Source organism: Microbacterium sp. Y355, assembly GCF_059445345.1.
Map to the genome: position 1 here is coordinate 15,863 of NZ_JCAIUD010000002.1, position 22,604 is coordinate 38,466.

16 protein-coding genes, 1 tRNA gene, 1 other RNA gene and 1 pseudogene are annotated in these 22,604 nt (G+C 65.2%); 14 read left to right on the forward strand and 5 right to left on the reverse strand.

Translation table 11 applies throughout. The annotated features are described in order from the left end of the window. Positions 1–16 precede the first annotated feature (16 nt). From AC1C2O_RS17095 to AC1C2O_RS17110, 4 genes are all read left to right on the forward strand, one after another. The gene (locus tag AC1C2O_RS17095) at positions 17–1,171 is read left to right on the forward strand and encodes a cystathionine gamma-synthase (RefSeq protein ID WP_495431779.1); all 1,155 of its coding nucleotides are present in this window, start codon (positions 17–19) and stop codon (positions 1,169–1,171) included. Positions 1,172–1,395: 224 nt separating this feature from the next. Beyond that, the gene (locus AC1C2O_RS17100) at positions 1,396–2,625 is read left to right on the forward strand and encodes a multidrug effflux MFS transporter (RefSeq protein ID WP_495432166.1); all 1,230 of its coding nucleotides are present in this window, start codon (positions 1,396–1,398) and stop codon (positions 2,623–2,625) included. A gap of 33 nt (positions 2,626–2,658) precedes the next feature. Next, a complete protein-coding gene (locus AC1C2O_RS17105; protein WP_495431780.1) occupies positions 2,659–3,285 on the forward strand; it encodes a phosphatase PAP2 family protein in 627 nt (208 codons plus the stop codon). Beyond that, the gene (locus tag AC1C2O_RS17110; protein WP_495431781.1) at positions 3,282–3,884 is read left to right on the forward strand and encodes a GNAT family N-acetyltransferase; all 603 of its coding nucleotides are present in this window, start codon (positions 3,282–3,284) and stop codon (positions 3,882–3,884) included. Before AC1C2O_RS17105 ends, AC1C2O_RS17110 begins: the two co-directional genes overlap by 4 nt. Positions 3,885–3,945: 61 nt before the next feature. Here the strand turns inward: AC1C2O_RS17110 and AC1C2O_RS17115 are convergent. Further along, positions 3,946–4,030: transfer RNA gene (locus AC1C2O_RS17115), tRNA-Ser, on the reverse strand. 113 nt (positions 4,031–4,143) lie between these two features. Between AC1C2O_RS17115 and AC1C2O_RS17120 the strand changes: the two genes are divergently transcribed. Beyond that, entirely contained in the window at positions 4,144–5,352 is a 1,209-nt protein-coding gene (locus tag AC1C2O_RS17120) for an LCP family protein (protein ID WP_495431782.1), read from the forward strand. A gap of 34 nt (positions 5,353–5,386) precedes the next feature. Further along, on the forward strand, positions 5,387–6,280 hold the full coding sequence (gene trhO, locus AC1C2O_RS17125; protein WP_495431783.1) for an oxygen-dependent tRNA uridine(34) hydroxylase TrhO: 894 nt from the start codon (positions 5,387–5,389) through the stop codon (positions 6,278–6,280). A 4-nt stretch (positions 6,281–6,284) separates the two neighbouring features. Here the strand turns inward: trhO and AC1C2O_RS17130 are convergent, their stop codons facing one another. The 4 genes and pseudogenes from AC1C2O_RS17130 to AC1C2O_RS17145 all read right to left on the reverse strand — a co-directional run bounded on the left by AC1C2O_RS17130 (position 6,285) and on the right by AC1C2O_RS17145 (position 13,728). Further along, positions 6,285–8,519 carry a transglutaminase TgpA family protein gene (locus AC1C2O_RS17130; RefSeq protein ID WP_495431784.1) on the reverse strand — a complete coding sequence of 745 codons (2,235 nt, stop codon included), beginning with the start codon at positions 8,517–8,519 and terminating at the stop codon, positions 6,285–6,287. 256 nt (positions 8,520–8,775) lie between these two features. Beyond that, a pseudogene (locus tag AC1C2O_RS17135) lies at positions 8,776–9,705 on the reverse strand (DUF58 domain-containing protein); the annotation flags it as partial. Positions 9,706–9,714: 9 nt separating this feature from the next. Next, on the reverse strand, positions 9,715–10,692 hold the full coding sequence (locus AC1C2O_RS17140; protein WP_495431785.1) for an AAA family ATPase: 978 nt from the start codon (positions 10,690–10,692) through the stop codon (positions 9,715–9,717). Between the two features lie 114 nt (positions 10,693–10,806). Then, positions 10,807–13,728, reverse strand: coding sequence for a DEAD/DEAH box helicase (locus AC1C2O_RS17145; RefSeq protein WP_495431786.1), 2,922 nt, complete (start codon positions 13,726–13,728; stop codon positions 10,807–10,809). A gap of 79 nt (positions 13,729–13,807) precedes the next feature. On the opposite strand from AC1C2O_RS17145, the gene ffs reads away from it, so the two are divergent. The 8 genes from ffs (at position 13,808) to AC1C2O_RS17185 (ending at position 22,597) form a co-directional block, all read left to right on the forward strand. After that, positions 13,808–13,904, forward strand: an RNA gene (gene ffs, locus AC1C2O_RS17150) — signal recognition particle sRNA small type. Positions 13,905–13,953: 49 nt separating this feature from the next. Beyond that, positions 13,954–14,556: a rhomboid family intramembrane serine protease gene (locus AC1C2O_RS17155; protein WP_495431787.1), complete on the forward strand. Its 603-nt coding sequence runs from the start codon at positions 13,954–13,956 to the stop codon at positions 14,554–14,556. After that, positions 14,553–15,224 carry a hypothetical protein gene (locus tag AC1C2O_RS17160; RefSeq protein ID WP_495431788.1) on the forward strand — a complete coding sequence of 224 codons (672 nt, stop codon included), beginning with the start codon at positions 14,553–14,555 and terminating at the stop codon, positions 15,222–15,224. Before AC1C2O_RS17155 ends, AC1C2O_RS17160 begins: the two co-directional genes overlap by 4 nt. A 35-nt stretch (positions 15,225–15,259) precedes the next feature. Continuing rightward, a complete protein-coding gene (gene pta, locus AC1C2O_RS17165; RefSeq protein ID WP_495431789.1) occupies positions 15,260–17,395 on the forward strand; it encodes a phosphate acetyltransferase in 2,136 nt (711 codons plus the stop codon). Then, entirely contained in the window at positions 17,392–18,615 is a 1,224-nt protein-coding gene (locus tag AC1C2O_RS17170) for an acetate/propionate family kinase (RefSeq protein ID WP_495431790.1), read from the forward strand. The genes pta and AC1C2O_RS17170 overlap by 4 nt, the downstream gene beginning before the upstream one ends. Then, the gene (locus AC1C2O_RS17175; RefSeq protein WP_495431791.1) at positions 18,612–19,235 is read left to right on the forward strand and encodes an SDR family oxidoreductase; all 624 of its coding nucleotides are present in this window, start codon (positions 18,612–18,614) and stop codon (positions 19,233–19,235) included. The genes AC1C2O_RS17170 and AC1C2O_RS17175 overlap by 4 nt, the downstream gene beginning before the upstream one ends. Positions 19,236–19,340: 105 nt before the next feature. Further along, complete coding sequence (locus tag AC1C2O_RS17180; RefSeq protein ID WP_495431792.1) at positions 19,341–20,102, forward strand: HAD family hydrolase; 762 nt, start codon at positions 19,341–19,343, stop codon at positions 20,100–20,102. Beyond that, on the forward strand, positions 20,099–22,597 hold the full coding sequence (locus AC1C2O_RS17185; protein WP_495431793.1) for a glycoside hydrolase family 65 protein: 2,499 nt from the start codon (positions 20,099–20,101) through the stop codon (positions 22,595–22,597). The genes AC1C2O_RS17180 and AC1C2O_RS17185 overlap by 4 nt, the downstream gene beginning before the upstream one ends. Positions 22,598–22,604 lie beyond the last annotated feature (7 nt).

The window sequence follows — 22,604 nt, forward strand, 5'->3', positions numbered from 1 at the left end:
CGCGTAGGGTGAGAGCATGTCTGACCACGCTTTCGCCACCCGTGCCATCCACGCCGGCCAGCAGGCCGATCCGCTCACCGGCGCGATTATCCCGCCGATCTACCAGGCCTCGACGCATGTGCAGGATGCCGTCGGCGTGTTCCGCGAGGGCTACGAGTACAACCGTGCGGGCAACCCCACACGCAACGCGCTCGAGACGCAGCTCGCCGCTCTCGAAGGTGGCGTCAACGCGCTTTCGTTTGCGTCTGGACTTGCCGCTGAGGATGCGCTGCTGCGCGGCATCCTCCGACCGGGCGACCACGTGCTGCTCGGCAATGACGTTTACGGCGGCACCCACCGACTGCTGACCAAGGTGCTGGCGCCGTGGGGTATCGAGACCACCACCGCCGAACTCGGCAGCGCGGATGCGATCCGCCAGGCGCTGCGCCCCGAGACCAAAATTGTCTGGCTCGAGACGCCGAGCAACCCTCTGCTGAAGATCGTCGACATCGCTGCGACCGCAGAGATCGCGCATGCAGCGGGTGCCATCGTCGTGGTGGACAACACCTTCGCCTCACCGGCCTTGCAGTTGCCCCTCGCGCTCGGCGCCGATCTCGTCGTGCACTCCACCACCAAGTACCTCGGCGGACACTCCGATGTGCTCGGCGGTGCCGTGATCTTTGGCGATGACCGATTCTACGATCAGGTGAAGTTCCAGCAGTTCGCTGTCGGCGCCGTCTCGGCGCCGTTGGACGGCTGGCTCACCACCCGTGGAATCAAGACTCTTGCGGTGCGGATGCGCCAGCACAGCGAGAACGCGCAGGCCATCGCTGAGTGGGCAGAGTCCCGCCCCGAGTTCGAGACCGTCTTCTATCCTGGCCTTGCTTCGCACCCCGGTCATGAGATTGCCGCGCGCCAGATGAGTGGATTCGGCGGGATGCTGTCGCTTGCGCTCGTCGCGGGACACGACGCTGCGCGTGCCTTCGCAGAGTCGACCGAGCTCTTCCAGCTGGCTGAATCGCTGGGCGGCGTCGAGTCACTGATCAGCTATCCGCCTGAGATGACGCACGCCTCGGTGCGCGGTACCGATCTGGCCGTTCCGGAGAACGTCGTGCGTCTGTCCGTCGGTATCGAGGACATCGCCGATCTGATCGCCGATCTGGAGAAGGGGCTCGCGCGCATAGCGCGATGAGAGCCGGGGTGCGGCTCAGGCCGCGCCCGTACAATTGAGGCATCTTGAACGATTCCTCTTCTTCCTCTGCGCCCACTCCCGACTCCGAACGAACCGACTCCGAACGAACCCCTTCTGAGCGGACGCCGACCGGAAGCATCCGCGCGTTCACCGGAACGATTCGCACCAGCACGCCGACCAGCGCGATCCGCACGCTGGGACCTGATCCGGCGACCGCGCCGATCATGCTGCACCCAGGCGATGCGATCTCCAACTCGCGCCGTGTGCTCTACATCATCCTGCTCGGCGCGCTCACGGCGCTTGGACCGTTCACGATCGACCTGTACCTGCCAGCGTTCCCGTTGCTGGAGAGAGATTTCCAGACCACCTCTGCTGCGATCCAGCTGACCCTCACCGGCACCATGATCGGGTTTGCCCTCGGCCAGCTCGTCGTGGGGCCGTTGTCCGACAAGGTCGGTCGTCGCGTGCCGCTGATCGCCGTGACCGCGTTGCACGTGCTCGCGAGTGTCGCTGCGGCTTTCGCACCGGATCTGCTGCTGCTCGGCGGCGCACGCGTGGTCATGGGAGTTGGCGCGGCGGCCGGTGGCGTGGTCGCGATGGCGATCGTGCGCGACCTGTTCGGCGGTCGCCGGCTCGTGGTGATGCTGTCGAGGCTCGCACTGGTCTCTGGCGTCGCCCCTGTTGTCGCGCCTCTGATCGGATCCTGGCTGCTGGGAGTCATGCCGTGGCGCGGCATCTTCGTCGTGCTCGCGGCCTACGGCGCCATCATGCTGCTCGCGGCGCTGTTGTTCATCCCAGAGACCCTGCCGAAGGAACGACGAGGCGAGCGCGGAAGCACCACCATCTGGCAGCGTTATCGCAGCGTTTTCAGCGATCGCGTCTTCGTGGGCGTGCTGGTGATTGGGGCGATGACCTTCTCCGGGCTGTTCTCGTATCTGTCGGCGTCGCCGTTCCTGTTCCAAGAGGCCCACGGGCTGGACGCGCAGGAATACGGCTGGCTATTCGCGGCCAACTCGGTCGGTGTCGTGGTTGGTGTGCAGGTTGCATCCCGGTTGGCTGCGCGGTTCGGGCCACAGTGGGTGCTGGCATTCTCGACAGCGGTGCTGCTGGTCAGTGGTGCGGCGATCATCGTGAATGACCAGCTGGGCTTGGGGTTTTGGGGCACGGTCATCCCGCTGTTCCTATTCATGACCGCATGCGGGTTCTCGTTCCCGTGCGTGCAGGTGCTGGCACTCGACCGACATGGCAAGGCAGCAGGCACCGCCGCGTCCGTTCTCGGGGCGTGCAACAACGGCGTCGCGGCAATCATCTCACCGGTGGTCGGCCTCATCTCTGCGGGTGCAGGAATCACCGCGACGACGATGGCCTCGGTCATGGTGGGCTGCGCCGTCGTCGGAATTCTCGCGCTCTGGCTGATCGTGCGCCCGCGCTCGGTCGGGATGTTGACTCCGTAGCGTTCGCGCCGTCATCTGAGTCAGAATAGGCGGATGACTCGTCCCGCACTTCTCTGGTGGGGCATCGGGGCGATTCTCGCTGCGATGGCCCTTGGCGCCGCATTGACTGCGGCAGGATCGGACCTGCCCAGTGCATTAGATGTCGGCTGGAATGAGCTGATGGTCAGCATTCGCTCACCGTTGCTCGTCGGCTTCGCTGAAATGATGAACCATCTCGGCGGTGGCTGGATCGCCACGATTCTCATGCCCGTGCTGATCATTGCCGCGCTGCTGATCGCTCGTCGCTGGCGAGCCGCCGTTCTCGTCGTCGTGACATTGCTGGCGAGCGTCGCGGCTGTGCAGTTGTTGAAGCATCTGTATGGCCGCGCGCGGCCGGAGGACATGCTCGTCGTCAGTGATTTCGGTTCATTCCCTTCCGGGCATACAGCGAACGCCGCCACTCTTGCGATGCTGGCGATCTTGCTGTTCCCGCGGCTCTGGGTCGTGCTCATCGCCGTGCTCTGGACCTTGGGAATGGCTTTCTCGCGCACCGCACTTTCGGTGCACTGGCTGACCGACACGATCGGCGGAATGCTGGTGGGAGCCGGCGCCGCACTTGTCGTGGGCGGCCTCATGCTGGAATGGGTACGACAGCCCCGAACTCGACAGGAGTCACTATGACCGGCATCCGCCCGTATCGCACCGAGGATCGCCCGGCGATGTTCGAGATCTGTGTGAAGACCGCGGATGCCGGAGGCGACGCCACCGGGATTTTCAGCGATGATGAACTCTGGGGCCTGATCTTCGCGGTGCCATACGTCGACCGGCATCCTGATCTCGCCTGGGTCGTCGAATCGGACGACGCGCGAGTGATCGGCTACATCGTCGCCACAGACGACACGGATGCTTTCGAGCAGTGGTTCCGCGATGAGTGGTGGCCGCAGTTCGCCGAACGCTTCCCCAGGGCTGAAAAGCCGGAGACGCGCGAGGAATCGATAGTCGACGGCGCGTACACGCGCGGGCCCGGCGAGAACCAGAATGCGGGGGAGTATCCAGCGCACCTGCACATTGATCTGTTGCCAGAGACGCAGGGGCAGGGGCTGGGGCGTCGACTGATCGAGACGCTGTTCGCCGAACTGCAGCGGCGCGGTGTGACGGGGCTGCACCTGGGTATCGATCCTGCGAACCTCGGCGCGGCCGCGTTCTATGAGCGACTCGGCATGCAGCGATTGCCCGCAGACCCCGGCGGCCAAAGCTACGGTGTGCGCTTCCACAGCTGACGATGTGTGGCAAAACAGAAACCCGCGAGGCGCATGCGCTTCGCGGGTTTCTGCTCTTCGGCGGTGACGGAGGGATTCGAACCCTCGGTTGCTTGCACAACACACGCTTTCCAAGCGTGCTCCTTCGGCCGCTCGGACACGTCACCAGGGAACAACCTGAACAGTCTATCCGATCCTTTGTGCTCGCCGTGCCATGCCCAGTTCGTGGGCGGCCGCCGCACGCGGGCAGTTCGCCAGCATCCGCAGTTATGCTGTGCCGATGGGGCGAAACTCGACGCGGGCGACCATTGCTCGGCACGGTCAGCAGGGCACTCCGTCGCGCGGCAGCCAGCTGATCAAGCTGCTCGGGATCGGTGTGGCAACGGTGTTGGTCGCAGCGCTTGGCATCAGCGCATGGCTGTTCGTCGACCTGAGTTCCACCTACACCGCGGACGCTGTCGAACTCAGCGGCGAAGCGCCGCCCGCCTTCGCTGAGCTCACCACCGGCGCGAACATCCTCGTCGCCGGCACTGACATCTGCGAACCCGAGTACGCCGAAATGTTCGGCGACCGCTGCGCCGATCCCGAAGACGGCGTGCGCAGCGACGTGCTGATGCTCGTGAACATCTCGGCACCACCGCGCCGCGTCACCGTGATCAGCTTCCCGCGTGACCTGCTCGTCGATATCCCTTCATGTACCGATGCGAACGGCAATGAGACGTCGCCGCAGTACCGGCAGATGATCAACTCGGCCTTCGGTATCGGCGGGCTGGACTGTGCGGCATCGACGATCAAAGAACTCACCGGCGTCGACGTCCAATACGCAGCATCCATCAACTGGGGCGGCGTGATCGACGTCACGAACGCCATCGGCGGCGTCGACGTGTGCCTTGCGACAGCGATGAAGGACGACGACTCCACCATCGACCTCCCCGCCGGCACCCATTCCCTCGAGGGTGCGCAGGCGCTTGCATTCCTGCGCGCGCGACACTCCACCGAGAATGGCAGCGACCTCGACCGCATCGGCAACCAGCAGCTCTACATGTCGAGCCTCGTGAAGAAGATCACCAGCGAACAGGTGCTTTCGAACCCGTCGATGCTGCTGACACTCGCGCGGACGATCCTGTCTGCCATCGATCCCAGCACCAGCCTCACGAACCCCGTGACTCTCGTGCAGATGGGACTGGCGCTCAAGGACATTCCGCTCAGCGACTATGTGTTCGTTCAGTACCCCGTCGCGGACGCACCGGAAAATCCGAATCGGCTCGTGCCGATCACGGACGCGGCCACGCAACTGTTCGATGCGTTGGCGGCAAATGAACCGCTCGTGTTGGCCGGAGATGACGACGGAACCGTCGTGGAGACCCCAGATCCGGTTGCCACGGCTCCCACCACGGAGGAGCCTGTCGACGAGACTGCCGTGCTCCCGCCGGCGATCACCGGCACGACCGGCGAGGCTGATGGCTGCGCGACCGGTACCGTGCACTGAACCGCGTCGGCGCTGAGCCGCGTAAAATCGCAGGGTGGCAACTCCCAAGATCGTCCTCTTCTACGCCTTTACTCCGCTAGCGGATCCGGAGGCGATTCGGCTGTGGCAGCGCGACTTCGGCGAGGCTCTCGGCCTGCGCGGGCGTCTGATCATCTCGAAGGATGGCGTCAACGGCACTCTCGGCGGTGACCTGCCGGCGCTCAAGAAGTGGTCACGCTCCTTCCGCTCCTACCCGGCCTTCAAGAACGCCGATATCAAATGGAGCGAAGGAACGGGTCTGGATGCCGATGGCCACAGCCTTGACTTCCCCAAGCTCAGCGTCAAAGTGCGAGATGAGATCGTCTCGTTCGGAGCCCCAGGCGAGCTGCAGGTCGATGAGGGTGGCGTCGTGGGCGGCGGCACGCGGCTGAGTCCGGATGAGCTGCACGCGTTGGTGAACTCACGCGACGACGTCGTCTTCTTCGACGGACGCAACGCGCTGGAAGCCGAGATCGGGCGATTCAAGAATGCGGTAGTGCCCGACGTGGCAACCACCCGTGACTTCGTAGAGCTGCTCGACTCCGGTGCCTACGACGACCTGAAGGGCAAGCCTGTCGTCACATACTGCACCGGCGGCATCCGCTGCGAAGTGCTCTCGAGCCTGATGACCGCACGCGGCTTCGGTGAGGTGTACCAGCTCGATGGCGGCATCGTTCGCTACGGCGAGAAGTTCGGCGATGACGGACTGTGGGAGGGGTCGCTCTACGTCTTCGACAAGCGCGGTTCTGTCGACTTCAGCGACCACTCTGCGGCGATCGGCACCTGCGTCGGATGCGGCGCAAACACCAAGCGCACCGCGAACTGCCCTGATGCCTCATGTCGTGGGCAGTTCGTCGTTTGCGAGAGCTGCCAGTCCGTGCCGTGCGAGAAACACGTCGCGGTCAGCTGAGCCGTTAGGACATCACAGAGCTGCGTGACTCGCGCGCGACGAACAGTGCTCGCGGCACCAGCACCGCGGCGACGCGGACGCGCAGATCGACACTGCGGCGCAGGTCTGCGGTGACGCGTGCGAGGGCGGGAGACAGGTCCCCGGCATCGCCCACAGTCCGCGCGTAGCTGGCACTCTCCACAGCGCTAACCAGCACCTGCACTGCGGTGGCATCCGCCCCGCGCTCCACCAATGCGGCGCCGCGAACTCGTGGACTGTCTGCCTCCGACACCGGCAGGCGCAGGTCGATCAGCGTGTCGCGCAGCTCCTGCCACGCGCTCATCGCGTCGCCGTGACGGGCGCGGACGTGTCGTCGCAGACGAATCACGAGTCGGACCAGCGCAGGCATCAACAGTGCAAGCAGCACACCGCCGGTGATCAGCATCACCGGAGTGGGGTCCAGGCGTTGCAGTGCTTGACCGTCAGCAGTCGATGAGCCGCCCTGGTTCCGATCGATCTCCGGACCGCTTGTCGCTTCCGCCGATGGTGCGGCACTGGGAGCGGGGGCGCTGGGGCCAGCGGCCGAGCCACCCTCGGTGGCGGCGGCCTGGAAGCTCGTGGGCACTCCCAGCGACGCCGTCGGCTCAAAAGGCACCCAGCCGATGTCCTCGAAATGCACTTCGGGCCAGGCGTGCAGCTGCTCGCTGCTGACGGCGAAGATGGACTCATCGCCGCGCTTCTCATCCGTCAGCCGGCCGGGAAGATAGCCGACCACGACTCGCACCTGCATGTCGAGCGACTGCGCCATCAGTGCAAAGGCTCCGGCGAAATGGATGCAGTAGCCCGAGCGCACTTCGAGGAACTCCGCGACTGCTTCCGCGCCGGTGCCGTCGAAGCCGCCATCGACTGGTGCGTCCAGTGAGTAGCTGAACTGCGAGCGGAACCAGCCCTGCATCGCGAAGAGCTTGTCGTAGTCGGTCGCGGCATCCGCTGTCACCGTGAGCGCGGTCTCCGCAATTGCGGGCGGGAGAGCTTCTAGGGATTCGTTCGACTCGGCAGGACCAGCGGCGGAAGCGCTGGCCGCCTGAATCTGCTCCCTGGTTGGCTGCGCGGTCTGAGTGGTGACGGTGTAGTCCTGGCCCGCGGCATCCCGAGTCTCGGACAGGACGGTGCGATTTTCTGGCATCACTGTCCAGCCAGAGCCAAGCCCGATGATCTTCGTGGCGGGAAAGGGCACCGGCAGCATCGGACTGGAGATGCCGGTGACACGAATCGACGTGCGTTTCTCAAGCGTTTCGATGCCCTCTGCCCAGTCGGGCTCGCCGAAGCCGTCGCGGAGCGGCTGCACATCTGCCTCGTCTGGCGTCCACGTTTCGCCGTCGAATTGCGACAGGCTCGCGACGCGCAGATATGGTGCTGTCTCGGCGCTGGTCGCCAGCGTCATGACGTTGAACGGGTCGGGTCTACGCAGGTCGTCCCCCAGACGAAGGGACGGGTTCAGCTGCACACTGGTGCCGAGCCCGACCCAGGTTGCGGAGACCGGCAACGCGGGGGTGATCACGAGGGCTGCGACGACGGCTGCCGCGCCAAGCGAGACAGTGACGCCGAGCGACGCGCGTCGGGGTGACGTTCGATCGTGCCGGATGCTGTGTCGCAAGAGCAACAGTGTCAGCAGTGACAGCGCCACGAACCACGGGATGTTCGCGTCTCCGAGCGTGATGATCATTGGCATCGCCCCGACCGTGGCGACGAGGATCGCGGCCAGCAGGGTGATTCTTTGGGAGATGAGCTGATCGAGCAGAATTGCGATAACGGCGAACCCGATGCCGAGCATCGCGCCCAAGGCGGGGGTCGGTTCCAATGGCGCCGTACCGAACTGCACCTGCTGGAATGCCTCGGCGGCCAGCCGGCCCACCGAAGCGAGAGTAGTGCTGGTCGGGATCACACCGAAGAACGCGCCCTGTGGCAGCGTGATCGCCGTAAGCGTCAGGATCGCCACCAGCAGTTGGGCGACCAGCGTCGACCACACCCGGTCAGCCCTGCCAGCGCGCAACTGTCGTACGACGAATCCGGTCACGGCGATGACCAGGATGATGGTGACGCTCATCAGCGACCAGCCGCCGGGGGCGATCACCGATGTGTATGGCCAGAGTGCGACGAATCCTGCGCAGGCGGAGAGCAGTGCAACGGCAAGCGTGCGCTCCCGGCGCTCAGCGGTGTTCCTGCGTCGGTCGGCAGGGCGCTGTTCAACGTGCGACATGCCCGCCTCCGGATGCCATGCGTACGGGCAATGCATCTTCCCAGGCGGATGCAACGTCGTCGGTGAGCTGCGCGGACGACCACCCAAGTGCTGCGACAGCATCTGCGGCACCGGCGAGCGGCTCTGCGGCAAGCAGGATGGGAGCTGCAGCGCCGCCGTGTCGGAGGAGCACAGCATCCTCTTCATCGAGTCGGCCCGTGATCATCACCAGGGGCCCTGGGGGTGCGCCGTCGAAGAGCGAGACGATGTCTCGCGCCTCGCCCTGGGGGGAGACCATTGCCAATGCGACCAGCAATGAGTCACGGTCATCCTCATGCCCGCGGAGGGCGCCGAGCACGGTTCCTGACGAGTCGAGGACGTCGACGCTGTAGCCCTCCTGCACGAGGTGCAGAGCGATAGATGCGCATGCCGAGACCGCTGCTTCGAAGGCAGGGTCAGCGTCTACGCCTACTCGTTCCCAGCGGCGCGCCGTGCGATCGAGGATGACGAGCGCATCTGGGCTGGACTCCTCTTCCTCCTGGCGCACCATGAGATCGCCGCGGTGGGCGGTCGCTCGCCAGTGGATGCGGCGCATCGAGTCCCCCGACACATAATGCCGAGGGGAGAGGTTGTCGCTGCCCTGGCCGAGCCTCGTTGACGATGTGTGTGCGGTGCCTCCGGCCGCGCCGATGTTGCTGCTCAGCGGAGCGAGTGGAACGATCTCGGGCACGACGGTGACGGTGCGTGTGTCACCGAACTCCTGCTCCCGCTGGGCAAATCCGAAGGGGTCGATCGTGCGTAAGAGCAGGGGGCCAACCGGCCAGACGCCGCGCCTGACCCCGGTGATCGCATAGCGGATGTGTGTGCCGTTGTCGGTGGGGAATTCGCCTTCCGCATCACCTGAGACCGAGGGCGGCAATTGGTCGCGCCATGTGCCGTGCGGCACGCGCAGTGCGCGCAAGTCGAAGCGCACCGCAACCTGGGACTCTTCGCCGACGGTGAGCAGATCTGTGGAGATGCGCCTGGTCACCGGACCGCTGCGCCGAGGAACATGTACGACGAGTGCGGCGAAGACGACGAGCAGAAACAGCAACATCGCGACGTAGAGCAGGATAGGAGCCGCAAGCAGGTTCGCCGCGATCACACAGAGCAGCCCCGCAAGTATCGCGGCTACGCCGCGATAGGTGAGAGGTCTACGCCGACGCATGGCCGGATGTCAGACTCGGGCCGCAACCGGAACGCGAACCCGATCCACGATCTGGTTCAGTGCGGCCTCGATCGGTTGTGCGCCGGCACGGTGCACCCCTCGTGCGGGCAACAGTCGATGCGCGAACACCGGCGCCAGCAGTGTGGTGAGGTCGTCGGGGATCACGAAGTCGCGGCCATCCAGCGCGGCCCAGACCTTGGCGGCGCGGACGAGTTGCAGCGTCGCCCGTGGACTCGCGCCCAGGTGCAGGCTCGGATCGGAACGCGTTGCATGTGCCAGCGCGACTGCGTACTCCTCGACGGCGGGGGAGACGTGCACTGCACGGGCCCAGCCGATCATCCGAGTAATCGAGCGGGCATCGGCGACCGGGGTGATCGAGGCGAGAGGGTTCACGCTGTCCCGCTGGCGCAGCATGAGGGCTTCGGCCGCGGCGTCCGGATATCCCATCGAGATGCGCATCATGAACCGGTCCCGCTGTGCCTCAGGGAGCGCGTAGGTGCCTTCCATCTCGAGCGGGTTCTGAGTGGCGACGACGAGGAATGGGTCAGGCAACGGGTGCGTCTGCCCGTCCACCGTGACCTGGCCCTCCTCCATGGCCTCCAGGAGCGCGGACTGCGTTTTGGGAGAGGACCGGTTGATCTCGTCGGCGATCACGATCTGGGCGAAGACTGCGCCCTGCTTGAACTCGAACTCGCGGTCGACGGGGTTGTACACCGAGACGCCGGTGACGTCGCCAGGCAATAGGTCGGGCGTGAACTGGATGCGGCGGACAGTGGCATCCACGCTGGCCGCGAGTGCGCGGGCGAGCATTGTCTTGCCGACGCCAGGCACGTCCTCGATGAGGAGGTGCCCCTGCGCGAGCAGGCACACCACCGCGCCGCGTACGGCATCCGGCTTGCCATCTATGACTTTGCCGACGGACGCAAGGATCGCGGAGGTCTCTGTCGCGAACTGCGTAGCCGTCATCGGCGTTCCGGTGTCGTCCATGCACTGCCTCTCGCCCTGCGTTGGGTGTTCTTTTGATCGTACGCGTTGGTGACTGGGGCTGTCGCGTTCCGGATCCTGAACCTGACGAAGGGCCGGGATCCGCGTATGGAGGGTTCACCCCCATACTCGACCACGCGGTTCGGTGGGATCGATGTGGCTCTGTGTGCTCCGGGCGACGCGGAGGAGCGCGGCGCCCTGGAGGCCACTCAGCTCGTGCAGCGAACACCTGCCCACCATCTGGCTCCAGAGTTCGCTGAATCGCTCGGCATCCGCCCGTCGGCGGCCGATCAGCCGGGGAACCGGAAGAAGCGTTCTGCCGGGGGAGAGTCGATCGGCCAGCCGATCGAACCAGCCGAACCCTCGTGCGGCGCCGCGATCGACGCGGAGGAGGAACCGGGGGTTCTGCGCAGGAGAGAAGAGCTCCTCGACAGCCTCGGCAATCAGCCGACGGTCGGCCTCACTGCCGCCGAGCTCGATGCGGATCGTGTTCGATTCGCCCTCGACGCTGCGAGCGGCGATCAGCTTTTCATCGAATTGCGCGATTCGCTGCGCCTCGTGCAGGGCCTGCGCGATCGCGACGGCTGCACCTCGATAGATGTCGGCCGGGTGGGAGCGGCTGCGCAGAGCGCGAATCAACGTTGGCGCGGTAGACGATGCGGCGATGACCAAACCACCCGCAACGGCCACGCCCAGCGCCGAAGGCGGGGCGATGGTGATGAATCCGGTCTCGCTCAGCGCGGCGGTGAGGGTGCCGATGCCGATGGCGCCGAGTGTGAACCGCATCGGCACTCCGACGGCGACCGCCGGTGTGGTGCGAAACAGCGGCGAATCGGTCCTGCGATTGCGCACCGACACGATCTCGCGCTCGCGGGATGCGTAGGGCTCCCCGATCCGCCAGTCGGTGTGAGTCTGTGCTCGTGTGGGCATCCGGGATGCGGTGATCCGATTGATCTCGTGGACAGTGGCACCGGGGTCCTTGCTCAGAACACGCTCCAGCATGGTCGCGGCGTCGGTCGGGAGTGCGTGTCCGAGTCCAGCGACGATGCGGGTGGAGTCGTCGCTGCTCAGCCCCCAGAGATGGCTGTGCTTGCGCCGTAGCCTGCGAGGCTCGGCGGCATCGTCGAGTGCGACCGGTGAGGGGATCAGACACGAGACCGACCAGTTATGCGCCACCTTGGAGGGCCAGTCGGGATCGAGACGGAGTGTTCTGCCTCGTAGCTGCTGCGTGGCGGATGATGTCGCCACAGCGGTCAGATCGATGAGTGTGTTCACCGCGGGACAGTCCCAGCCCTCGCCGAGCAGCCCTCGAGTGCCGACGAGAAGTCGAACGATTCCGCGCCGAATCAACTCAGACACCGCAGTGACGATCCGACCGCTGCCGACACCCGGTGCTCTGAGCTCACGGACGGCTCCGAAGCCATCGGAGATTTCGACGTCGACGTCGACGTCGAGTAGTTCAGTCAGCGCCGCCGCGATCATCGAGGCATCCTCGCTGCGTACCCGCAGATGCTGCGACGTGATGAGCACTGGGCGCATGCGGCCGGTCATCTCGTCGCGAGCAAGCAGATCGAAGGTGCGCAGTGCTCCGGCCGCTTCGTCTCCGGCAAGGCCTCGGTGATTTCCGTGGACCACGAAGTCGGTCACGACGACCGCCCGCACATGCTCGGCATCGGCGCTGGAGAGTTCCATACGCAAGATCTCGACGACCGCATGATCCTTCGCAGCGGAGTAGGCGAGGGTCGTCTCAACAGGGTTCCGTCCGCGTCGGATGCCACGATCCGTGAGGTGGTATCCGAAGTCCGCCAGCGACCGGCGTACGTACTCCCATTGCGCGCGGGCATCAGGATCGGAGAGAAGCCGAGCAAGTGCGAAGCGGGCGAGGACGGTGAGGAGATCGTCAGTGGTGCAACGGTCGAACAACGCGGGCGGAAGCACAGTCGCGATCGGATGGTTCGGCGCGATCTCACGGAGCACCACGGCGCAGGACCGCGTGAGAGCGAAGTCCGAGGTCAGGGCGCGGTCGAGCCGGATGAGGGTGTGCTCCGCGTCACCAACCGCGTCTCCGACCGGCTGCAGCTGCTCTTCCAGATAGGACAGACCATCCGGGGTGGAGAGCACCTGGGTCATCAACTCGTGCAGACGCCCTTCATGGTGGCGGAGGAACTCAGCCTCAGCGGGAACGGGCTCGGTGAACCAGACATGGTCGCGGTACGGGGCGAGATGGCCCTCTTTGACGACAGCCGGAGTCGGGACCTCGTAGTCCACCTCGCCGAGGAGCTGATCGTAGTTCTCGAACTCCGTCTCGTCATCCGGCGAAGGCAACGTGGCGGTGAGGCCGATCAGCAGGGGAGTGCCGCCGTTCTCGCGGATACGCCCGGCGAGGTAAGCGACCACCAGCGCCCAGTGATCGAGCAGATGATGACACTCGTCCAGGACGATCGTCTCGATTCCGGCCGCGACGATCGCATCGATCACCCTTACCGCGTTCGGATGCAGGACGCGCGCGAGTTCCTCCGGGCGCTGTCTGGCGAACCGGCTTCGCAGTCGTCGCACGCGCCGCCGGACGCCGACGCGGTATGCCGACGCGTTGTCCACCGCCAATTCGGCGAGCCACGTCGAGGCATCCACCTCGCTACGGCCAGCGGCGACGAGTTCATCCACCCAACGTGATCTGGCGAGTTCCTCAAAAGGTGAACCGTCTCCGGCGACGCTGAGCAGCTGATAGGTAAGGACAGTCAGGTCGGCGAGGCGGGTGGGATCGTCTGACACGGATTCGAAGTCCGACGCGAGGTCCCGCGCGGCGCGCAGCCACTGTTGACGAATGGTCATCGTCGGTGCGAGTACGAGAGTGCGGCGTCCCTCTCTCATGGCGAGCAACAGGCCCAGCAGCGTCTTCCCAGATCCGGGCGGCGCGACGATGTGCAGCGACTCGCCCGCGGAAGGCGGAAGCTGATCGAGGACTTCGGCCTGGTAGGTGCGCAGCGTGCCAGTGAAGTGCCAAGACTTCAACGGGGCGACGTCGGCGAGTGGATCCATGGGCTTCCTGTATTTCTTCGTTGTCATCGAGACTATCCGGGCGCGTTCGTGACTGCGTCGCGCGACGGGTAGACTGTTTCTCGGCTCTCCGCGTGGCAGCATCCAGGCCAATTCCCCCAGGACGGAAACGTAGCAAGGGTAACCGGGCTCTGCTGGGTGCGCGGAGGGTCATTTCTTTTGCCCGAAAGCGGGATGTCACGCAGCTTCTCCTGCGAGGATCATGGTGTGAGTAATTCCACCGCCCCGCGGCGAACCAGCGCTTTCGCGCGCTTCGTCTCGCCGCTCGCGCTCGTCGCCCTGATGTGGGCGATCCAGATCGTCGACGCTATTCTGCCCGGTTCGTTCACCGGGTTTGGGCTCCGTTCGTGGGATTTCGCCAGTCTGCCTGGGCTCGTGCTCGGGCCGCTGTTGCACTCCGGCTGGCCGCATCTGATCGGAAACACGCTGCCGTTGCTCGTGCTGGGCTGCCTGGTCGCCGTTGAGGGGTCGCGCAGGTTCTGGCTGGTCACGCTCGTGGTCGCGCTCGTGGGCGGCGCGGGAACCTGGCTCCTCAATGCTCCCGGCACGCTCACCGTCGGGGCATCCGTGCTCGTATTCGGCTACTTCGCGTATGTCGTCGTGCGAGTATTCTCGCCGCGTCCGGTCGCGCACCGCATCGCCTACGCCCTCGTCGCGCTCATCGTCATCGTGCTCTACGGAGGCTCGATGCTCGCCGGCATCGTCGGGGTGAGTGCCGGCATCTCCTGGCAGGCGCACCTGTTCGGAGCGATCGGCGGCGGCGTGGCCGCGCTCGCCGGAGTGCGGCCACGCGGAGACCGCGCGGCGTGAGCGCTCGAACAACGACGGCGAAAAAGCCGACGGCGAAAAAGCCGACGGCGAAGAAGCCAGCGAAGAAGAAAACGTCAACAAAGAAAAAGGTGAACACGCGGCGTTCAGTGCGGCCGGTGATCCTGACTCTCGGCGCGCTCACTCTCGCCACGTTCCTGATCGTGCTTGTGCCGGTGGCGACGTCGCACGATCCAATCGCCGTGTGCGCCTATGACACAGCAGCCTTCCCCGCTGACGGCGTGGCGGGGTGGCAGGGCGAGCAGTTGGAAAACGCCGCCATCATCGTCCGGACGGCGACGGCTCAGGGGCTGGAACGCGACGGACAGATGCTCGGCGTGATGGCCGCGATGGGCGAGAGCAGTTTGCACAACATCGATTACGGCGATTGGGAGACGTCCGGCATCACGAACCCGGATGGCACCGCCACCAGCAGCATCGGGCTGTTCCAACAGCAGGAATGGTGGGGGAGCGCACAGGAGCGAATGGACCCAGCCACAGCTGCCACGCTGTTCTACGCGCGGCTGATGAAACTCGCGGGGTGGCAACAGATGGAGCCGACCCAGGCGATCCACCGCGTGCAGATCAACACCGAACCCGATCACTATGCCCAGTTCGAGGACGATGCCGCACTGGTGGTCGACGCACTGTCTGGCGTCTGCCCGGTATAGGAGGCGGTGCAGGAAGCACGGCCTAAGCTGGCTCCGTGGCGCGGAGCATCTACATCACCTCGGCCGAGGGACATTCAGGCAAATCCACCATCGCACTGGGCGTGCTCGATGCGCTCATGCGAGTCACCCCGAGAGTCGGTGTCTTCCGCCCGATCGCCCGATCGTCTGAAGAGCGTGACTACGTGCTCGAGCTGCTGCTCGCGCACGATGGCGTGCACCTCGAGTACGACGACTGCGTTGGCGTCACCTACGACCATGTGCGCGACGATCCTGACAAGGCGCTCGCGACCATCGTCTCCCGCTTCAAAGCGGTCGAAGCACAGTGCGATGCGGTCGTCATCGTCGGCAGTGACTATACGGATGTCGCCAGTCCCGCAGAGCTCGGGTACAACGCTCGCATTGCGGCGAATCTCGGTGCGCCCGTGCTTCTCGTCCTCGGCGGTCGCGACCAACAGGCCAACGCTGAACAGCTCGGAACCTCGACGGCGCGTACGCCAGCGACAGTCGGTCAGATCGCGGCGCTCGCGCTCGCCGAGCTGCAGGAGGAGCGCGCCGAGCTCTTCGCCGTGATCGTGAATCGCTCCGATCCGGATGCGCTGCCGCAGGCCATCGAAGCCGTGCGCGCCGCGCGCGCCGAGGAGACCTCGGTGTGGGCGATCCCGGAGGACCGCACGCTGGTGGCACCATCGATCCGCGGCATCCTCGCTGCGGTTGACGGTCGTCTAGTCAAGGGCGACCCTGAGCTGCTGACCAGGGAAGCGCTCAGCGTGGTCGTCGCTGGCATGTCGATGGTGAACGTGCTGCCGCGCCTCACTGAGGATGCCGTGGTGGTGATTCCTGCCGACCGCACCGAAGTGCTGCTCGCGATTCTGCTTGCGGATGCCGCGGGCACCTTCCCCTCGATCTCCGGGGTCATCTTGAACGGGCCGTTCCCGCTGCCGGCACCGATCGAACAGCTGCTCGACGGGCTCGCCTCGTCGGTGCCGATCATCGCCACCGATCACGGCACCTACGACACTGCCGTGCGGGTGATGGGTGCGCGCGGGCGTCTCGCGGCCGACTCCAGGCATCGCTACGACCGGGCGCTCAGACTATTCCAGACACACGTCGACATCACCGAGCTCACCACCCAGCTCGGGCTTGCCGAATCGCGCGTAGTCACGCCACTGATGTTCGAATATGGGCTCATCGAGCGCGCTCGCGCAGACCGCAAGCGCATAGTGCTTCCCGAGGGTGAGGACGATCGAATCCTGCGGGCGGCGGCGACACTGATCGCACGCGATGTCGCTGATCTGACGATCCTCGGCGACGAAGCCGCTATCCACGCGCGAGCCACTGAGCTGGGCATCGATGTCTCCGCGGCCCAGATCATCAGCCCGACCGATCCCGAGTACGTCGCGCGTTTCGCTGAGGAGTATGCGCGACTGCGCGCGCACAAGGGTGTCACTGTTCAGCAGGCCGCAGACACCGTCACTGATGTCTCCTATTTCGGCACCCTCATGGTTCACCTCGGCCTCGCTGACGGCATGGTCTCAGGGGCGACGCACACCACGGCACACACGATTCGTCCTTCATTCGAGATCATCAAGACTCGGCCAGGCGTCAACGTCGTCTCAAGCGTGTTCCTCATGGCGCTCGCCGATCGGGTGCTCGTGTACGGCGACTGCGCGGTGATTCCCGATCCCACCAGCATCCAGCTCGCTGACATCGCGATCTCGTCTGCCGAGACCGCGCAGCAGTTCGGGATCGAACCGCGGGTCGCGATGCTGTCGTACTCAACGGGGGAGTCGGGCACTGGCGCCGACGTCGACAAGGTCCGTGACGCGACCGCACTCGTACGAGAGCGCGCTCCTGAGCTGCCCGTGGAAGGCCCGATCCAATACGACGCCGCAGCCGATGCCGCGGTCGCGAAGGCGAAGCTGCCGGACTCCGCCGTCGCTGGCCGCGCCACCGTGTTCATATTCCCCGACCTCAACACCGGCAACAACACCTACAAGGCTGTGCAACGCTCGGCCGGCGCGGTCGCGATCGGCCCGGTGCTGCAGGGGCTGAACAAGCCGATCAATGACCTCAGCCGTGGCGCTCTGGTTGATGACATCGTCAACACGGTCGCCATCACCGCGATCCAGGCCCAGGGCGGCGCAGGTACAGCACAGGGAGCATCCTCATGAGTGTCGTCCTCGTCATCAACAGTGGTTCTTCGTCACTGAAGTACAGCCTCATGGACATGGAACGTGAGCTGCCGCTCGGTGAGGGCCTCATCGAGCGGATCGGACAGGAAGCCGGCGAGATCTCGCACAGCGTCCGCCATCTCGCGGTCGAGGGCGAACCCACACAGGCAATGCTGAGTGCCACGCATCGCAGCGAGCGACCGGTCGCGGACCACTACGAGGCGATGGCCGTGATGCTCGAGCAGTTCGCTGAACACGGCCCGCAGCTTGCGGAGCACCCGCCCATCGCGGTCGGACATCGCGTGGTGCATGGCGGGGCGAGGTTCTTCGCACCCACGCTCATCGACGACCTGATCGAGATCAACATCGAGGATCTCTCGATCCTCGCACCGCTGCACAATCCGGGCGCCGTCGCGGGAATCCGTGCCGGTCGGCAAGCCTTCGCCGACGTCCCGCACGTAGCGATCTTCGACACCGCCTTCCATCAGACCCTGCCTCGGGCCGCCTACACCTACGCCATCGACCGGAAGCTCGCGGAGCGGCACCGCATCCGCCGTTATGGATTCCACGGCACGAGCCACAAGTACGTCTCAGAGCAGGCCGCACTGTTCCTGAAGCGGCCTTTGGCAGAGTTGCGGCAAATCGTGTTCCACCTCGGCAACGGTGCCTCGGTCACCGCCATCGACGGTGGTCGCTCGGTGGAGACGTCGATGGGGCTGACTCCCCTCGAGGGCCTGGTGATGGGCACGCGCTCCGGAGACATCGACCCTGCAGTCGTGTTGCACCTCGGCCGGGTCGCGCAGATGGACAGCCGCGAGCTGGACACGATGCTGAACAAGCAGAGTGGTCTGACGGGCCTTGCCGGTCGCAGCGATATGCGCGACATCCTCGCCGGCATGGATGCGGGAGAGGATGCCGCAATCCTTGCATTCGATGTCTACATTCATCGACTGCGCACCTATGCCGGCGCCTACATGGCACAGCTCGGCGGAGTGGATGTGATCTCGTTCACCGCGGGTGTCGGTGAAAATGCTGCACGCGTGCGCGCCGAGGCACTGGCAACCCTGGGGTTCCTGGGTATCGAGATCGATCCTGCGCGCAATGAGGCGCGCGCATCCGGCATCCGCAGAATCTCCACCGATGCCTCGAGCGTCGAGGTGCTCGTCGTGCCGACGAATGAAGAGCTCGAGATCGCACGTCAGACGATGAGCCTCGCATGAAGATCGTCGTCTTCGGAGCAACCGGCGGAGTGGGCCAGCACGTGGTGCGGCGCGCCGCAGAGGCCGGACACGAGGTGACGGCGTTCGTGAGAACCCCCGAAAAGCTGCGGTACCGCGAAGGTGTGACCGTGCGCCAGGGAGACGCGTTCGACGCGGCAGCCGTGGCATCGGCCATCGACGGCCAGGATGCCGTGATCTCATGCCTGTCGTCATCGACCGGCCTGAAGAAATCTGATGAGCTCGAGCGGATGACAGCGAACATCGTCGCAGGGATGAAGCAGGCAGGTGTCAGCAGGATCGCCTACTGCGGCTCTCTCGGTGTCGATGACGAGCTGACAGGGATCGTGGGCCGCGGCGTGCAGTGGGTGCTGCGGCATCCGCTCGCCGACCACCGCGGCGCCCTGCGTCAGCTCTCAGACGCAGGTTTAGACGTCACTGTCGCGCGCCCGACGACGCTCAGCACGAGCGAGTTCGTCGAGTATGTAGAGACCTTCACCGGGGCGCCAGCGATGAACCGGGCGATCCCACGTGTCTCGGTCGCGGACTTCCTCGTCAAGGCCATCGAACAGCCCCAGATTTACAGCCGCACCTCGGTCGGCCTGGCTCCGGTAGGCGCGTAACCTTTACCCCGCTCAGTACCCACCACTACGCTGGCAGGACAGGCACGTTGAGGTGTCCCTCCACAACCGAGACCACCAAAACCACCGAGCCGATGGGAGTTCTGAGTGTCCCAGACCCTGCCCGACCTGAGCCGCGCCGAAGGCGTACTCTTCGACCTGGATGGCGTGCTGACGCCTACTGCCGAGGTGCACATGCGCGCCTGGCAAGCCGTATTCGACCAGGTATTCACGCAGTGGGGAATCACCCCGGCGTACACCGACTCCGACTATTACGCCTACGTCGATGGCAAGAAGCGCTATGACGGCGTCGCGAGTCTGCTGCGCAGCCGCAACGTCGAGATTCCGTGGGGTCACGTGGATGATCTGCCGGAAACCGAGACGATCTGCGGCATCGGCAATCGCAAGAATGCCGCGTTCTCCGCGTCCCTGCACAGGCAAGGCATCACACCGTACCCGGGCTCGCTCGCTCTCATCGAGCAATTGCGCGCCGCAGGCATCCCGATGGGCGTCGTCTCCAGCTCGAAGAATGCCGAGGAGGTGTTGGCGAAGGCCGGTATCCGAGATTTCTTCGCCATCGTGGTCGATGGTGTGGTCGCCGAGCGTGATGGTCTTGCCTCGAAGCCTGCGCCCGACATGTTCCGCGCCGGTGCCGTGGCGCTGGGCGTGAATCCGGAGCGAAGTGTGGCTGTTGAGGATGCAGTGGCCGGCGTCGCATCCGCGTCATCCGCCGGTTACGTCGTCGTCATTGGCGTCGACCGCGGTGCTGGCGCGGGCAACCTGCGCGCTGTCGGCGCCACCTTCATCGTCGACGACCTTGCCAGCCTTCTGCCTAACCCCTCTCTGCTCAACCCCTCGGAGACCGCATGATCGATCGCGAACGCTTCCCCGTCGACCCGTGGCGTCTCACCGAGACACGATATGCAGAGGACGGTGTCGCAGAGACCATCTTCACTGTCGGCAACGGCTATCTCGGCCTGCGTGGCAACCACATCGAAGGGCGCGGCGCCCACGAGCACGGCACCTTCATCAACGGCCTGCACGAGACTTGGCCCATTCGGCACGCGGAGCAGGCCTTCGGCTTCGCCGAAGTCGGCCAGACGATCGTCAACGCACCGGATGCGAAGATCATGCGCGTCTACGTCGACGATGAGCCGATCTCCTTCGAAGAGTCCGAGGTGCGCGAGTACACCCGCACTCTGGACATGCGCACTGGTGTGCTCGAGCGCAGCTTTGTATGGGACACGCCGTCCGGCAAGCGCATCCGTATGCGTGACGAGCGCATGGTCAGCTTCGAAGAGCGTCATCTCACAATCCTTCGACTCGAGATCACGGTCGAGAATGCGGATGCTCCGGTGACTGTGTCCTGCCAACTGCTGAATCGGCAGGACGGCGGGAACGTCTACGCGGGCACACCGGATGTTGCGCAGAAGGCGGGTTTCGACCCACGCAAGACCGAGCGGATAACCGAGCGAGTGCTGCAGCCCGCGGAGTACTGGCAAGACGGTCTGCGCTCGGTGCTGTCTTACGAGACCACTGATTCCGGCATGACGGTCGCCGTGGTCGCCGATCACGTGATCGAGACCGATAACGACTACAGCGTTCGCATGCTGGTCGAACCCGACATCGCCAAGCACGTCTTCCGGGTGCAGGCGAAAGCCGGCGTCCCGATTCGGATCACAAAGCTCGTCAGTTACCACACCTCTCGCGGGATGCCTGCGAGAGAGCTCGTCGACCGTTGCCGTCGATCGCTCGACCGGGCGGCCGTAGAGGGCGTCGAGTTCCAGTTCGAGCGTCAGCGAGAGTGGCTGGCAGCATTCTGGGAGCGTTCGGATGTCGTGATCGAGGGGCATGACGATCTGCAGCAGGCGAGTCGTTGGTGCCTTTTCCAGCTGGCCCAGGCCTCTGCGCGCGCGGACGGGGCAGGGGTGCCAGCCAAGGGACTCAGCGGCTCCGGCTACAGCGGTCACTACTTCTGGGACACCGAAATCTATGTCCTGCCTTTTCTCACCTACACGAGCCCGCAGTGGGCACGCAATGCGCTGCGCGCGCGTGTGCTGATGCTGCCGGCGGCTCGTCGCCGTGCTGGCCAGCTCAACGAGGCCGGCGCGCTGTTCCCCTGGCGGACAATTAACGGCGAGGAAGCCTCCGCCTACTACGCCGCCGGCACCGCGCAGTACCACATCAACGCCGACGTGAACTTTGCGCTCGGCAAGTATGTGCGTGCCACGGGAGATGAGGACTTCCTCCGCCGCGAGGGAGTGGACATCGCCGTGGAAACGGCGAGACTCTGGGCGACGCTCGGGTTCTGGCGTTCGTCGAATGGGCTTGGGGGAGGCTCGGAGGAGACGTTCCACATTCACGGTGTGACCGGCCCAGATGAGTACACGACCGTTGTGAACGACAACCTCTTCACGAACGTGATGGCACGCCACAACCTCCGCTACGCGGCACGCGTCGTGCGCGAGATCGCGGAGGCTGATCCTCGGGCCTATGCGGCGCTCGTCGAGCGCACAGGGGTGGGACAAGGCGAGCCGGATGCATGGGACCGCGCCGCAGAGGCCATCGTCATCCCGTTCAGCGAGAGCCTCGGCATCCACCCTCAGGACGCGATGTTCCTGGAGCGAGAGGTCTGGGATCTGGACCACACGCCGGAAGATCAGCGTCCGCTGCTGCTGCACTTCCACCCTCTGGTGATCTACCGGTTCCAGGTGATCAAGCAGTCGGATGTCGTGCTCGCGCTGTTCTTGCAGGGCAATCACTTCACCCCCGAGGAGAAACTCGCCGACTTCCAGTACTACGACCCGCTGACGACCGGCGATTCGACGCTGTCAGCGGTCGTGCAGTCGATCCTCGCGGCCGAGGTCGGATATCAGGACCTCGCGAGGGAGTACTTCGAACAATCATTGTTCGTCGACCTCGGCGATCTGCATCACAATGCCTCCGACGGCGTGCACGTGGCATCCGCGGGTGGAGTCTGGACCGCGCTGGTGTCTGGTTTCGGCGGTATGCGTGATTACGCGGGCGAGCTGAGTTTCGACCCACGACTGCCGGTGGACTGGCCTTCGCTGTCTTTCCCTCTGCAGTGGCAGGGCGCGACTCTGCAGGTGACGGTGACGCGTGAAGAACTGCGCGTCGTCGCCCGTTCTGGAGAGCCGGTCTCATTCACCGTCCGCGGGGTCGAGTACACGGCGTCGCCGGGTGTGGATGCTGTAGTCGCGCTCGCCGACCAGGGTCCTGTTCTGCCGGGGCGGCCGACGCTGCGACAGTTCCAGGATGCACGACGAGACGACGGCACGCGGCTCTCGGCATCCGTACCGGTGATCACGACCACGATGCCGATCATGGGTGTGGTTGAAGACTGAGTGAGAA